General features: G+C 64.5%; 14 protein-coding genes. 7 read left to right on the top strand and 7 right to left on the bottom strand.

Annotation, left to right across the window (positions count from 1 at the left end; translation table 11 throughout):
* Window positions 1-23: 23 nt before the first annotated feature.
* Together XH80_RS40450 and XH80_RS40445 are read right to left on the bottom strand one after the other, a co-directional pair.
* Window positions 24-1,028, bottom strand: a complete 1,005-nt coding sequence (locus XH80_RS40450; protein ID WP_271603440.1) for an ABC transporter substrate-binding protein — start codon at window positions 1,026-1,028, stop codon at window positions 24-26.
* A 35-nt stretch (window positions 1,029-1,063) separates the two neighbouring features.
* Window positions 1,064-2,428, bottom strand: coding sequence for an FAD-dependent oxidoreductase (locus XH80_RS40445; RefSeq protein ID WP_271603439.1), 1,365 nt, complete (start codon window positions 2,426-2,428; stop codon window positions 1,064-1,066).
* Between the two features lie 110 nt (window positions 2,429-2,538).
* On the opposite strand from XH80_RS40445, the gene XH80_RS40440 reads away from it, so the two are divergent.
* Window positions 2,539-3,423: a LysR family transcriptional regulator gene (locus XH80_RS40440; protein ID WP_271603438.1), complete on the top strand. Its 885-nt coding sequence runs from the start codon at window positions 2,539-2,541 to the stop codon at window positions 3,421-3,423.
* 132 nt (window positions 3,424-3,555) lie between these two features.
* On the opposite strand, the gene XH80_RS40435 is transcribed toward XH80_RS40440, so the two are convergent.
* Complete coding sequence (locus tag XH80_RS40435; RefSeq protein WP_271603437.1) at window positions 3,556-4,359, bottom strand: enoyl-CoA hydratase-related protein; 804 nt, start codon at window positions 4,357-4,359, stop codon at window positions 3,556-3,558.
* A 155-nt stretch (window positions 4,360-4,514) separates the two neighbouring features.
* Between XH80_RS40435 and XH80_RS40430 the strand changes: the two genes are divergently transcribed.
* Window positions 4,515-5,489, top strand: a complete 975-nt coding sequence (locus tag XH80_RS40430; protein ID WP_220001336.1) for a ketopantoate reductase family protein — start codon at window positions 4,515-4,517, stop codon at window positions 5,487-5,489.
* A 3-nt stretch (window positions 5,490-5,492) separates the two neighbouring features.
* Here XH80_RS40430 and XH80_RS40425 read toward each other — a convergent pair whose 3' ends face one another.
* Window positions 5,493-6,170 carry an alpha/beta hydrolase family protein gene (locus XH80_RS40425; RefSeq protein ID WP_271603436.1) on the bottom strand — a complete coding sequence of 226 codons (678 nt, stop codon included), beginning with the start codon at window positions 6,168-6,170 and terminating at the stop codon, window positions 5,493-5,495.
* A 24-nt stretch (window positions 6,171-6,194) separates the two neighbouring features.
* Complete coding sequence (locus XH80_RS40420; RefSeq protein ID WP_271603435.1) at window positions 6,195-6,842, bottom strand: TetR/AcrR family transcriptional regulator; 648 nt, start codon at window positions 6,840-6,842, stop codon at window positions 6,195-6,197.
* A gap of 74 nt (window positions 6,843-6,916) precedes the next feature.
* On the opposite strand from XH80_RS40420, the gene XH80_RS40415 reads away from it, so the two are divergent.
* Both XH80_RS40415 and XH80_RS40410 read left to right on the top strand, forming a co-directional pair.
* Window positions 6,917-7,861 carry an SDR family NAD(P)-dependent oxidoreductase gene (locus XH80_RS40415; protein WP_271603434.1) on the top strand — a complete coding sequence of 315 codons (945 nt, stop codon included), beginning with the start codon at window positions 6,917-6,919 and terminating at the stop codon, window positions 7,859-7,861.
* 130 nt (window positions 7,862-7,991) lie between these two features.
* A complete protein-coding gene (locus XH80_RS40410) occupies window positions 7,992-9,137 on the top strand; it encodes an acyl-CoA dehydrogenase family protein (protein ID WP_271603433.1) in 1,146 nt (381 codons plus the stop codon).
* Window positions 9,138-9,144: 7 nt separating this feature from the next.
* On the opposite strand, the gene XH80_RS40405 is transcribed toward XH80_RS40410, so the two are convergent.
* Entirely contained in the window at window positions 9,145-10,029 is an 885-nt protein-coding gene (locus tag XH80_RS40405; protein WP_271603432.1) for a LysR family transcriptional regulator, read from the bottom strand.
* Between the two features lie 104 nt (window positions 10,030-10,133).
* Between XH80_RS40405 and XH80_RS40400 the strand changes: the two genes are divergently transcribed.
* The 3 genes from XH80_RS40400 to XH80_RS40390 are packed head-to-tail and all read left to right on the top strand — an operon-like array spanning window position 10,134 to window position 11,618.
* A complete protein-coding gene (locus tag XH80_RS40400; protein ID WP_271603431.1) occupies window positions 10,134-10,562 on the top strand; it encodes a DoxX family protein in 429 nt (142 codons plus the stop codon).
* A 17-nt stretch (window positions 10,563-10,579) separates the two neighbouring features.
* The gene (locus XH80_RS40395; RefSeq protein WP_271603430.1) at window positions 10,580-11,041 is read left to right on the top strand and encodes a DsrE family protein; all 462 of its coding nucleotides are present in this window, start codon (window positions 10,580-10,582) and stop codon (window positions 11,039-11,041) included.
* Window positions 11,034-11,618, top strand: a complete 585-nt coding sequence (locus XH80_RS40390) for a TlpA family protein disulfide reductase (RefSeq protein WP_271603429.1) — start codon at window positions 11,034-11,036, stop codon at window positions 11,616-11,618. Before XH80_RS40395 ends, XH80_RS40390 begins: the two co-directional genes overlap by 8 nt.
* Here the strand turns inward: XH80_RS40390 and XH80_RS40385 are convergent.
* Window positions 11,615-12,754, bottom strand: coding sequence for an amidohydrolase/deacetylase family metallohydrolase (locus tag XH80_RS40385; protein WP_271603428.1), 1,140 nt, complete (start codon window positions 12,752-12,754; stop codon window positions 11,615-11,617). The two genes, XH80_RS40390 and XH80_RS40385, sit on opposite strands and share 4 nt — an antisense overlap.
* Window positions 12,755-12,935: the final 181 nt, after the last annotated feature.

The raw sequence follows: 12,935 nt of genomic DNA, 5'->3' as shown, positions 1-12,935 counted from the left end.
GAGTAAGAGAGGAGCACTCAGCATCAATCCGCCTTCACATAATGCTTGGCGATGATCGCATCGGCATCATAGCCCTTGTCGGCAAAGCCTTGCTCCTGGAGCCATTTGATCTGGTTGTCGACATTCTTGACGTCGAGCTTGCCGTCGGGGTCGATATAGGCGCAGTTGCCGACCACCTGCTCGACCGGCAGGTTGGTGTATTTGGCGATGATCTCCAGCAGCGGTTTTGTCTGCTCGTTGATCGGCGCGACGCCGTCCTTCATCGACGCCAGGATCACGTCGTGATATTCGCGATCGGCCCTGGCGAGGACGGCAAGGAATTTCGTCACCAGCGCCTTGTTGGCCAGCGTCTTCGGCGAGGCGAACACGGCGCCGAGCTGCCAGGGCGTTTCGTCCCCGACCCAGCCCAGGAATTTCGCGCCGCCATCGTCCATCAATTTTCGCGCCGTCGAGATCGGCAATAGCGCCGCATCGACGGTCTCGCCCTTCAGCGCCGCGGCCGCGTTCGACAGCGATTGCAGCGGCACGATCTTCACGTCCGACAGCTTGAAGCCGTATTTGTCGGCGAGCAGGCCAAGCGAATAATGGAAGGATGAGCCGACCTGCGTCATCGCGATGCGCTTGCCCGCAAGGTCCTTCGGCGTCTTCAGGCCGGCGGCATAGGCATTGTTGCTGGCGAAATAACCGATCAGGGGATAGCCCGCCTTCTCGCGGCTCATGCCCCCGATCACCTTCAGCACGCCCTTGCCGGCGAGATTGTAGAGGCCGGCGGTGAAAGCGGTGACGCCGAAATCGACGTCGCCCGAGGTGGTGGCGACCGCGATCGGCTGCGCCGCATCGAAGAACTTCAGCTCGATGTCGAGGCCGGCCTCGCGGAAATAGCCCTTGTCCTGCGCGATGAAGACGGGCGCGGAGGACGACAGGCGGAGCACGCCGACCTTGGCCTTCAGCACATCCTCGGCCCTGGCCGTCCCCATCGCCATCATAGCCAAAAGGCTGAGTGCCGCGACCCGCGCAATCCCGATCATCCCGCTTCCTCCAATAATTCTCTTTTTGCAGTCCGTTACAGGCCCTTTGGCACGGGCTCGTCCCGTCCGATGAAGGCGCCCTGTTGTTTCAATGTTTCCTGCAATTTTTCAACCGGTATGTCACGCGGGATCCGGTTTCCGGACAGCGCCAGCGCGGCCGCGGAACCGGCCGCCTCCCCCATCACGAAGCAGGCCCCCGACACCCGCGCCGCCGACTGGCCCTCATGGGTCATGGAGGCGCAGCGGCCGGCGACGAGAAGGTTGTCTACGCCCTCGGGCACCAGCATGCGATACGGCAATTCGTTGTAGCCGCGCGATTCCGGGATCGGCGGGAAAGTGAAGACGACATCGCCTGGAACATGCGCCTCGATCGGCCAGCCATTGACGCCGATGGAGTCCTCGAACGAGGCGCAGCCAAGCACATCCTCGCCGCTGAGCTGGTAGCCGCCCTTGATGCGGCGGGTCTCGCGGATGCCGAGCTGCGGCGGCAGATCGACGATGTAAGATTTTTCAAAGCCCGGCACCGTGCGCAGGAATTCGAAGGCGGCAAGCGCCTGCTTGCGGCCCTCGATCTCGCCGCGGGTGAGATCATCGGGCTCGACACCGTTGATGGCGTGGCCGTCCTCGCGCGCCACCTGCGTGAAGTTCACCCGCCATTCGATGCCGGATTTCTGCGGCCGCACGATCGCGCTCTTGCGCGGGAATTTGTGGGTGCCAGCCGCGGTCGCCGCTTCCATCAATTGCGGAATGGTGCGCCAGGCATCCCCCGCCCTCACGGGATCGATGCCGTTGAGACGGAGCATCATCGATGGAAAAAGCGGATGACCATGCGCGTCGCCGATCTCGTAGGGCGCGCCGGCCCAGACCGCGAGATCGCCGTCGCCGGAGCAATCGATGAATATCTCTGCGCGCACCGCCTGCCGGCCGGCCTTGGTCTCGACCATCAGCGCGTCGATGCGGTTGTCATCGCCCATCACGACGCCGGCGCCGATGGCATGGAAGAGAATGTGCACCTTGTGGCTCGCCAGCAGTTGATCGGCCGCGATCTTGTAGGCCGCAGTGTCATAGGCCTGCGCGAAGACCTTGCCGAGAATCAGATGCGGCGCGTTGAGGCCGCCCAGATGATCGATCCGCGCCAGCAGATCGGACGCCATGCCCTGCACCAGCCTGACCGCCTCGCCATAGACGTTGCCATGCAGGCCGCAGAAATTGGTGACGCCGGCCGCGGTGCCCATGCCACCAAGGAAGCCGTAGCGCTCGATCAGCAGCGTCTTGCGGCCGGCGCGCGCGGCTGAGGCCGCAGCGACGATGCCGGCCGGGCCGCCGCCGAGCACGACGATTTCATATTCGCCGTAGAGCGGCACCTGTCGTGCCGGTTCATTGATCGTCATGGCCCGCATGGCGCGTCCTTCCCAAAATCCCTTGCTTGGGGCGGACTATGAATTAACGCGCGGAGGGCTACAATCTACCAAAATATGCGATCAGCTTTCTCGAATCGCGAAAGGTCGACATGGACATCCTGGTGAACCTTCAGGCCTTCCTCGCCACCGCTGATACGGCTGGATTTTCCGCCGCTGCGCGAAAACTCAACGTCTCGACCTCAGTGGTGGCCAAGCGCGTCACGCAGCTTGAAACACGGATCGGCACACCGCTGTTTCATCGCTCGACCCGGCAATTGCGGCTGACCGAAGCGGGCCAGCGCTACGTGCATCGCGCCCGCGGCGTGGTGACTGATGCGACCGACCTGCTGTCGCGCATGGGCGAGAAGGGCCATGATCTCGTCGATCATCTCCGCATCAAGGCGCCGACCTCGATGACGGTGGCGCGGCTTGCCGATGCCTTCAGCGCCTTTCAGACACAAAACCCGCGGCTGAAGCTCGAGATCGTGCTGATCGACCGCCCAGTCGATCCGGTCACTGAAGGGTTTGACATCGCTATAGGCGCCTTCCCGCATTCCTTCGGCGGCGTGGTCGATGAGCCGCTGGTGCCGTTGAAGCGACTGCTTTGCGCCTCGCCGGCTTATTTGAAGAAGCACGGCACGCCAAAGCATCCGCGCGACCTCGTCGAGCATCGCTGCCTCAGCTTCATGCCAACAGGCCCCGAATGGGTCTTTGACGGGCCGCGCGGCCGCATCACCATCCAGGTCAGCCCACTGCTGTCCTCCAACGAGGGGCATGTGCTGGCGCGCAGCGCGATCGCCGGCAACGGCATCGCGCTGATCTCGCATTATCTCGTCGCGGATGCGCTGCGCGACGGCACGCTGAAGCCGGTGCTGCGCGACTTTCCGATTCCGGAATTGTGGGTGAAAGCCGCGATCCCGGAACGCCGGCGCAATGCGGCCGCAGTGCAGGCGCTGCTGACCTTGCTGAAAACGTCACTCGCACCGTCGCTGTAAATGATGGTGCCGTAGCCCCATGGAGCGCAGCGGAATGCGGGAACGCCGGCCCCGGATTGCGCTTCGCTCCATCCGGGCTACTTGCTGTCATCGCCCGGCCAAGCCGGGCGACGACGGCGGAGTGAAGCGTGCTCAGCCCTTCCCGCCGCCCCACTTCGCCGGGCGCTTCTCGGCGAACGAGGCCAGCCCCTCCGCCGCCTCCGCGCTCTGGCGCTTGAGCGAGTGCAGCTGGACGAGCCGCGTGTAGGCCGCATCGTCCACCGCCATGCCGCCGAACGAGCTTTCCAGCGCCAGCCGCTTGGTCTCGGCCATCGCCTCCGGGCCGTTGGCGAGCAGTTGCTCGACCACCTTGCTGCCTGCGGCTTCGAGATTTGCGAGCGGCACCACCTCATGGACGAGGCCGATGCGGCGGGCATCCTCGGCGCCGAAGCGTTCGCCGGTCAATGCGTAACGGCGGACTTGCCGTACACCAATGGCGTCGCAGAGCTGGGGAATGATGATCGCGGCGGTCAGGCCCCAGCGCACTTCGGTGATGGAGAACAGGGCGTTGTCGGCGGCGATCACGACGTCGCAGGCCGCGATCACGCCGGTGCCGCCACCGAAGCAGCCGCCCTGCACCAGCGCCACGGTCGGGATCGGCAGCGTGTTGAGCCGCTGCACGGCCTCGAACGTCGCGCGGGACGCCGCTTCGTTGGCCTCAGGCGACTGTGGCCGCACGCCGTTGATCCATTTGAGGTCGGCGCCGGCCTGGAAATGCTTGCCGTTGCCCTTGAGCACGACGATGCGAAGGTTGGGTTTCTTGCCCAGATCGTCCAGGGCCGCGAGCACGCCTGATATCAGGGCGCCGTCATAGGCGTTGTTGACCTCCGGCCGGTTCAACGTGACGGTCGCAACCCCACGCTCATCAAGGCTCCACAGCACAGGGTTGGCAGTCATCGGCGATCCTCCGCTCATTCTGATGGCGCGCACTATGGCCGAGGCAACGCATCCCGATCCATATCTTTCCAGCGTAGGGCGGCCGCGCCCATCGCATGGCGGCTTGTGTCATGCTGCCTCCGGGCGACGACCAAAGATCAGGGACGGGACATCATATGCGCATCTGCATTTTCGGCGCGGGCGCCGTCGGAAGCCATCTCGCAGTCAGGCTCGCCCGCGCCGGCCACGAGGTCTCGTGCGTCATGAGGGGCGCGCATCTGGAGGCGGTGCGCGCCAATGGCCTGAAGCTGCGCGTCGGCGATTCCGAGGTCGCGGCCAAGGTGAACGCATCGGGCGATCCGGCCCAGCTCGGCCCGCAGGACGTCGTGATCTCGACGCTGAAGGCCACGGCATTGACTGGCCTCGTCTCCAGCATCAAGCCGCTGCTGCAGGACGACACCGCCATTGTGTTCGCCCAGAACGGCATTCCCTGGTGGTACGGTATCGGCCTGCCGCCGCGGCACCCGACGCCGCCGGACATTTCCTTCCTCGATCCCGGCGGACGCCTGCGCGCCTGCATCCCGAAGGAGCGGATCATCGGTGGCGTCATCTTCTCTTCCAACGAGGTGGCGGCACCCGGCGTGGTGCAGAACCTCACCCCGGACCGCAACCGCCTCTTGATCGGCGAATGTGACGACCGCAATTGCGAGCGCATCACCAGGCTCCGCGGCGTCTTCAATGATGCGCGGCTGGAATCGCCGCCGGTGGCCGAGATCCGCGAGGCGATCTGGTCAAAGCTACTGACCAACATGTCGCTGTCGGTGCTCTGCCTGCTCACAGGCCAGACTGCGCGGGGCGTACGCGACGACCCTGCCTTCACCGAAGTCATTCCGCGGATGCTGAACGAGGCCAACGACATCGCGCAGCACTTCATTCCCGAGGTCAAGCGCGTGACCCGCAGCGGTCCCGCCCCCAACCACAAGCCGTCGCTGCTGCAGGATTACGAGCTCGGCCGTGCCATGGAGATCGACGTGCTGGTGAAGGCGCCGGCCGCCTTCGCGCGCACCGCCGGCCTGTCGACGCCGACGCTCGACCTGATCGCAGCGCTCGCGATCCAGAAGGCGCGCGACAAGGGGCTCTACTCCGCCTGAACCTTAGGCGAGATTGTCGATCCAACCTGCCAGCGTGTCTAGCACTTCCGCCAGCGCCCCATCGTTGGTGCGACCGGACTTCTTCAACACCGCGAAGGAATGATCGCCGCCTTCGATCTCATGCAGCGTCGCCTTCGCCCCGAGCGCCGCGACGACGGGCCTGAGCAGGCCGAGATCGGCGAGGCCATCCCGCGTTCCCTGAAGAAACAACATGGGAATGGCGACGCCGGCAAGATGCTCGGCGCGCTCGGTGGATGGCTTCTTGTCGGCATGCAGGGGAAAGCCAAGAAAGGCGAGACCCTTCACACCAGGCAACGCTGCCTTGGACTGCGCCTGCGATGTCATGCGGCCGCCGAACGACTTTCCACCGGCGACGAGCTTCAACCCCGGGCACAGCCGCGCCGCCTCCTCGACCGCGGCACGGATGGTGGCATGCGCGACGGCCGGCTGGTCGGGACGGCCCTGCTTGTTCTCCGTGTAGGGAAAATTGAAGCGGAGCGTCGCAATGCCGCGCATCGAGAGGCCCACCGCAATCTTGTCCATCGACACATGCCGCATGTCGGTACCGGCGCCGTGCGCCAGTACGTAGCACGCACGCGCATTGTCCGGCTGCATCAGGATCGCGGAAACCGTGCCGATGCGTCCGATGTCGAGCTTGAGCTCAGTCGCCTTGGCCGTCATGACGCCTCACCCTTGGATCTGCATTTAGCGGCTCGCCGGCCAGAGATAGTTCAGGACATGATTGAGGGTCGTCATGATCTCGCGGTAGCCGGCCTCGCTCTGCACTGAACCGAATTTGTCCTCGAGGGCCAGCTTGGCAAAACCGTGGACGGTGGACCAGGCGGCCGCGGCGGCGGTCTTCGCCTGCTTCGGCGTCCCCCCGACAAGCTCGGCGATGATGATCTCGAACTCGTGCCCGGCCGCCCTGCTTGCCTGCCTGAGACGCGGATCGTCCGCAACCAGGCGCTTGTTGGCAAACATCATCTGGAAGCGGCCGGGATGCTTCAGCGCGAATTCGACATAAGCGAGGCCCTGCGCGTGGAGTTTTTCGCGCGCGCCCTGCTTGCGGGATGCGGCATCCCGCAGCGCGTCGGCCAGCGCCTCGTAGCCGCGGATCGCTACCTCGGTCAGCAAGCCCTGCGCATTGCCGAAATGATGCGACGGCGCGGCCGGGGACACGCCGGCGCGGCGGGCAGCTTCGCGCAAGGTAAAGCCTTCGGCGCCTTGCTCGGCCAGAATGGCCTCGCTGGCCGCGATCAGGGCCTCCTGAAGCTCCCCATGATGATAGCCGGCTTCCGGCTTCGGAACCTTGCGGCTCGGCTTGGCGCGCGCGGGCGCGATCGGTTTCGTCATGCGTAACTTGACACTGTTTAGATTGGCGGCTATCTATCTTAACACTGTTTAGATTGATGGGCCGGGAGTTCGAAATGACCGAAACGGAGCATAGCACCGCGTCCTCCCCGATGAAACGGCGCCATCTGGTCGGCGGCGCCGTGCTGGGCATGCTGACGAGCGCCCTCGGCGGCCTTGTCGGCGGCGTGGCGCTCGGCCAGGGCACGGCGCTGCCCCAGCAGAAGCCGAGCGGCCGCCAGCGTTTCACCGACAAGGTCATCATCGTGACCGGCGGCACCTCCGGCATCGGCCGCGCCGCCGCACTGATGTTCGCCGCCGAAGGCGGCAAGGTGGTGTTCTGCGGACGCAATGTCGAGCGCGGCACGAAGGTGGAAGACGAGATCAAGGGCGGTGGCGGCGAGGCCGCGTTCGTCCGCGCCGACGTTCGCAACGAGGCCGAGGTCAAGGCCCTGGTCGACAAGACGATCGAACTTCACGGCCGCCTCGACGTCGCTTTCAACAATGCCGGAATTTCCATCGAGAAGCCGCTGCATCAGTACAGCGCAGCCGAATTCGACGACGTGATCAATACCGATCTGCGCGGCGTGTTCCTGGCGATGAAGTACCAGATTCCGCACATGATGCAGAAGGGCGGATCGATCGTCGTCACCTCGTCATCCAACGCCATCGCCACGTCGGCGAAGCGCTCGGCCTATTCCGCGGCCAAGCGCGGACTTGTCGGCATGGTCCAGGCCGCGGCGCTCGAATACGCCCAGCACGGCATCCGCATCAACACCCTGATCCCGGGCACGACCGATACGCCGTTCATTCGCAGGCTTGCCGGCATGGACAATCTGCCCGATGCCGCCTGGCACATCGCGGTTGCGCAATGGGCCAAATCGCACGTTCCGGGCATGCAACGTGTGGCAACACCCGAGGAGATCGCGGCCTTTGCGCTGGTGCTCGCCTCGGACGATCATCCCTATGCAACGGGCGGACAGTTCGTCGTCGACGGCGGCAAGACCGCGCAGGCTGGATAGCCGGCAGCCTGAAAACACTGGCATCGGCACCCGGGGTTGGCGTACCACGGCGGGCGGGCTTGCGCCCGCTGTCACCGTTGTGGCACGCGTGATGCGTACGCGCCTGCGACAAGATCGACCGAGGGTGACCATGGCCTACCGCTCCTCCTGGATGACCGAAGAGCTCGACGTCTTCCGCGACCAGTTCCGGAAATATCTCGCCAAGGATCTGGCGCCGCATGCCGAAAAATGGCGCGAGCAGAAGATGGTCGACCGCTTCGCCTGGCGCGGGCTCGGTGAGATGGGCGCGCTGCTGGCAAGCGTGCCGGAGGAATATGGCGGGCTCGGCGCAACCTTCGCCTACGACGCGGCCGTGCTTGATGATCTCGAAAGCACGGTGCCGGAGCTGACGACCGGCGTTTCCGTGCACAGCGCCATCGTCGCCCACTACATCCTCAATTACGGCTCGGAGGAGCAGAAGAAGCGCTGGCTACCGAAGATGGCCACAGGCGAGATGGTCGGCGCCATCGCCATGACCGAGCCCGGCACCGGCTCGGACCTGCAAGCCGTGAAGACCACAGCGAAGAAGCAGGGCAATTCCTACGTCATCAACGGCCAGAAGACATTCATCACCAACGGCCAGGCCGCCGACCTCGTCATCGTGGTCGCCCGCACCGGCGAAGCGGGCGCGAAAGGGATCTCGCTGATCGTGGTCGAGACCGAAGGCGCCGAAGGTTACAAGCGCGGACGCAACCTCGACAAGATCGGACTGCACGCCTCCGACACGTCGGAACTGTTCTTCGACAATGTCACCGTGCCGCCGGAAAACCTGCTCGGCAAGGAGGAAGGCCAGGGCTTTGTCCAGCTGATGCAGCAATTGCCGCAGGAGCGCCTCGCGCTCGCGGTCGGCGCCGTCGCCTCGATGGAGCGCGCCGTCAAGCTCACCACCGAATACACCAAGGAGCGCAAGGCGTTCGGCAAGCCCCTGCTGGATTTCCAGAACACCGCCTTCACGCTGGCCGAACGCAAGACCGAAGCCATGATCGCACGCGTCTTTGTCGACTGGTGCATCGAGCGCCTGGTTGCCGGGGATCTCGACACTGTCACGGCGTCGATGGCAAAATACTGGTGCTCGGACAAGCAGGTGCAAACCGCCGACGAATGCCTCCAGCTGTTCGGCGGCTATGGCTACATGCAGGAATATCCGATCTCGCGCATCTTCATCGATTCCCGCATCCAGAAGATCTACGGCGGTACCAACGAGATCATGAAGCTGCTGATCGCGAGATCGCTGTAGAGGGGCGCTACTTCATCCGCTTGTCGGCGGCAATGAAGTCGATGAAGGTCCTCACTTTCGCGGAGAGATATTTGCGGCTCGGATAGACTGCGAACAGCTTTCCGACGAAGATGATGTGCTCGGGCATGACGTGCTCGAGCCGTCCAGCCGCGATGTCCTCGGCGACCAGCCATTTCGGCAGGAAGGCGAGGCCCATGCCTTCCAGCGCCGCCATGTGCAGCAGCGTTTCGTTGCCACTGCGCAGCACGGGGTTGAGCTTGATGGTCTCGGTTCCGTGCTCGCCCTCGATGGAGAAGCTCTCGCCCGGATAAAGCGCGTAGTGCAACAAGGCCTTGCCTGAGAGATCAGCGAACGTCTTCGGGCGGCCCGCGCGTTTGAGGAAGGCAGGCGCGGCGACCATGTAGAACGGAACGCCGGTGATGGGCCGTGCGATCAGCGCCTCATCGGGTGCCCCGGTCGCGCGCAAGGCGAGATCGAATCCCTCCTCGACCAGATTGACCAGCCGCCCGCTGAGATCAATGTCGAGACGCACCTCGGGATAGCGCGCCTGGTAGTCGGCCAGCACGCTCACGAAGATCGTGTTCGCCATCCACACCGGCGCGGTCAGCCGTAGCGTGCCGCGCGGCACGACGGTCGCCTTGCTGACGGCAGCTTCGACCTCGTCGAGCGAATCCAGCATCTGCCGCGCCTGCTCGAAATAGAGCGCACCGCTCTCGCTCAGGCTGACGCGCCGGCTGGTCCGGTTGAGCAGCCGCGTGCCCAGCCGCTTCTCGAGTTGCATCACATGCTTGCTCGCCATCGCAGGCGATATGCGCAGGCGCTGCGCCGCGGTCGCAAAGCTCTTCAGCTCCGCGACCAGGCAAAACACCCGCATGCTGACCAGGGAATCCATGAGATCATCAACATTCAGGAAAGGAATCGATCCTGGAACCGATAATGATCAAAAATAGTGAAACCATCAAATGGTGGCAGCCCTCACATTTTGGAGAAGCCACCATGTCGACCACCACCTTCGAGACCGCCACACCCGGCCGCGCCCTTCGCATCGGCCTCTGGGCCGCGCAAATCCTCATCGCCTTCGCGTTTGTCGGGGCGGGGCTGGTCAAGCTGACCACGCCCATTCCGCAGCTGGCCGCCATGATGCCCTGGGCCGGCCAGTATTCCGAAACTTTCGTTCGCGCCATCGCACTTGTCGATCTCGCGGGCGGGATCGGCATTCTGCTGCCGGCACTGACGCGGATCCTGCCGCGGCTGACGGTGCTCGCCGCGTTGGGCTGCTCGGTGTTGCAGGTGATTGCACTCGCCTTCCATCTCTCGCGCGGCGAGGCCGAAGTGACGCCACTCAACATTATCCTGCTCGCGCTCAGCCTGTTCGTGCTGTGGGGTCGCAACAGTAAGGCGCCGATCGCGCCGCGTCGGTTCTAAACGGCAGCATCGCCACCATGATCTCTGCCATCAGATGGTCCCGCAGGGGCCTGCTCGCAGGCACCGCGATCCTCACGGCTGGCGGCGCGGCCGCGGCCAGGGAGGATCGCCTCGCTGATGGCGTCGTGATCCTGATCGACAGCAACGAGCCTTATGTCATCGGACACGCGATCAGCTATTCCGCCAATCTCGCCAAGCACTTTGCCGACAAGGGTACCCGCCTGCTGATCGAGGTCGTCGCCAATGGCAAGGGCATCGACGTCTTCAGGGCGGACAAGACCCCGCTGGCCGAGCCGCTGGCGACGCTACGCCAGTCGCTGCCTGATCTCACCTACAGCATGTGCGCTTCGTCCAAGGCGATCGCGGAAGCCAAGGAGCAGCTCTCGATCCCGCTGATCCCGGGTGCGAACCTTGTGCCCTTCGGCATCGGGCGCGTCGTGGATCTGCAACTGAGGGGTTGGGCCTATATCCATGCGTGAGACACACCACGCGTTGTCGCGGCGATCGCTCCTGATCGCCGCGCCGGCGCTTCTTGCCTTTCTGCCTGCGGGCGGTGCGCAGGAAAGCTGGCCGCCGGTGTTCGAAGCCGGCCGCAGCCAGTTCACGGTGGTGCGGCCGCGCGCGGCGATGCCGCCGATACGGCTTCAGGACCTGCATGGAAAAGACGTGGTGGTGACGGCAAAGCCGGGACGCATCACCCTCGTCAACTTCTGGGCGACGTGGTGCGCGGCCTGCCGGCTCGACCTGCCCGGGCTGGCGAGCCTCGCCGGATCGCAACGCGACCGTCTGGATATTGTCGCTGTCTGCACCGACACGAGAGATTTGCGCAAGATCACCGCGTTCCTTGCCGGCCTCGCCGTAAAGAACCTCGCCTGCTATGTCGACGCCTATGGCGCAGCCGCGCAAGCATCGACAGAGATGTTTCCCATCGTCGGCATGCCCATCACCTATCTCATCGGGACGAGCGGCCAGGTCGAAGGCTACATCGCCGGCGCGCCCGACTGGCTCTCACCGGCAGGCGCGCAATTGCTGCAATTCTATCGTGAGCAAACCTAGTTCGGGTGCCACCAGCGGCCGCCGATGACGACGCCCACCGAAACGATCTTCTTGTCGCCGATGAGGTGCTCACCGACGACGTCTTCATAGTCGAACTGGCCTTGCTTCACCGAGACCAGCGTAGCATCGCCGACGCTGCCGGGCTTGAGGCTGCCGAGCTCGGGCCGCCGCAGCGCCATCGCGGCATTCTCGGTCGAGGCCTTGATCACGTCCGACAGCGGCATGCCCATGCAGAGGAATTTGGACATGGTCGTCACCTGGTCGAAGGCCGGGCCGTCGATACAGAGCTGATGGATGTCGGATGAGATGGTGTCGGGATAGAAGCCGTTGGCGAGCATGGCGCGCGCGGTCTTGAACGCGAACGAGCCCTTGCCGTGGCCGATGTCGAACAGCACGCCGCGCTCGCGCGCGTCGAGCACCGCCTTCTTCACCGTGCCCTGCGCGGTCACCGGCGAATTCGGGAAGGGACGGAAGGCATGGGTCAGCACATCGCCGGGGCGCAGGCGCGCCAGCACGTCCTCATAGGTCGGCGGCGGATGATCGATATGCGCCATCAACGGCATGCCGACCTCGTCGGCGACCTGGAGCGCGATATCGAGCGGCACGGCGCCTGATGTGCCCGAGGAGTGCAGCCCGACCCGCACCTTGATGCCGACGATGACGTCGCGGTTGGCGTCCGCCACCTTGGCCGCCTCGATCGGGTTCATCAGCCGCAATTCCTCGCTCTCGCCGACCATGATCCGGTGCGAGAAGCCGAAAATGCCGGCATGGGAGACGTGCAGATAAGCGAGGATGCGGACCTGGCTCGGCTCGATCACATGCTTGCGGAAGCCGGCGAAATTGCCGGGGCCGGCGCTGCCGGTGTCGACCGACGTGGTGACGCCGGAGTTGCGGCAGAACTCCTCGGCATCGATGCCGAGCGAAGTGCCGCCCCAATAGACATGAGTGTGGAGATCGATCAGCCCGGGGGTCACGATGAACTGCGAGACGTCGCGAACTTGAGTGCCGGAATCCGCCTTGAGCCCGGAGCCGACCGCGGCGACCTTGCCACCCGAAAACGCGACATCCGTCACGGCATCGAGCTTCTGCGAGGGGTCGATCACCCGCCCGCCGCGCAGGATCAAGTCGAAAGGCATCATCGTCTCCGGATCAGGTAAACATGGACCGGGCTGGAAGGTGCGCTTCCAGCCCGGCGGCCTCTGTTAGCAATTTTCACACCAGCGAAGCAAATCAGCCGCGGACGATTTTCCATCAGGGTACGTCGACTGCGACTGACCTGGTTGGTTTGGCTTGTCGATTTTCACGGCGGGATTCAAC

This window comes from Bradyrhizobium sp. CCBAU 45384 (assembly GCF_028128665.1).
GTDB lineage: Bacteria > Pseudomonadota > Alphaproteobacteria > Rhizobiales > Xanthobacteraceae > Bradyrhizobium > Bradyrhizobium manausense.
The sequence above is the reverse complement of the archived record's forward strand: the minus strand, read 5'-3'. Positions and strand labels throughout refer to the sequence as shown.

Excerpts from the sequence above, each read along its gene's own strand:
- XH80_RS40400 (WP_271603431.1), top strand. The coding sequence starts at position 10,134 with ATGTCGACCACCACCTTCGAGACCGCCACACCCGGCCGCGCCCTTCGC.
- XH80_RS40445 (WP_271603439.1), bottom strand. The coding sequence starts at position 2,428 with ATGCGGGCCATGACGATCAATGAACCGGCACGACAGGTGCCGCTCTAC.
- XH80_RS40450 (WP_271603440.1), bottom strand. The coding sequence starts at position 1,028 with ATGATCGGGATTGCGCGGGTCGCGGCACTCAGCCTTTTGGCTATGATG.
- XH80_RS40440 (WP_271603438.1), top strand. The coding sequence starts at position 2,539 with ATGGACATCCTGGTGAACCTTCAGGCCTTCCTCGCCACCGCTGATACG.
- XH80_RS40390 (WP_271603429.1), top strand. The coding sequence starts at position 11,034 with ATGCGTGAGACACACCACGCGTTGTCGCGGCGATCGCTCCTGATCGCC.
- XH80_RS40435 (WP_271603437.1), bottom strand. The coding sequence starts at position 4,359 with ATGACTGCCAACCCTGTGCTGTGGAGCCTTGATGAGCGTGGGGTTGCG.
- XH80_RS40405 (WP_271603432.1), bottom strand. The coding sequence starts at position 10,029 with ATGGATTCCCTGGTCAGCATGCGGGTGTTTTGCCTGGTCGCGGAGCTG.
- XH80_RS40385 (WP_271603428.1), bottom strand. The coding sequence starts at position 12,754 with ATGCCTTTCGACTTGATCCTGCGCGGCGGGCGGGTGATCGACCCCTCG.
- XH80_RS40395 (WP_271603430.1), top strand. The coding sequence starts at position 10,580 with ATGATCTCTGCCATCAGATGGTCCCGCAGGGGCCTGCTCGCAGGCACC.
- XH80_RS40425 (WP_271603436.1), bottom strand. The coding sequence starts at position 6,170 with ATGACGGCCAAGGCGACTGAGCTCAAGCTCGACATCGGACGCATCGGC.
- XH80_RS40420 (WP_271603435.1), bottom strand. The coding sequence starts at position 6,842 with ATGACGAAACCGATCGCGCCCGCGCGCGCCAAGCCGAGCCGCAAGGTT.
- XH80_RS40415 (WP_271603434.1), top strand. The coding sequence starts at position 6,917 with ATGACCGAAACGGAGCATAGCACCGCGTCCTCCCCGATGAAACGGCGC.
- XH80_RS40410 (WP_271603433.1), top strand. The coding sequence starts at position 7,992 with ATGGCCTACCGCTCCTCCTGGATGACCGAAGAGCTCGACGTCTTCCGC.
- XH80_RS40430 (WP_220001336.1), top strand. The coding sequence starts at position 4,515 with ATGCGCATCTGCATTTTCGGCGCGGGCGCCGTCGGAAGCCATCTCGCA.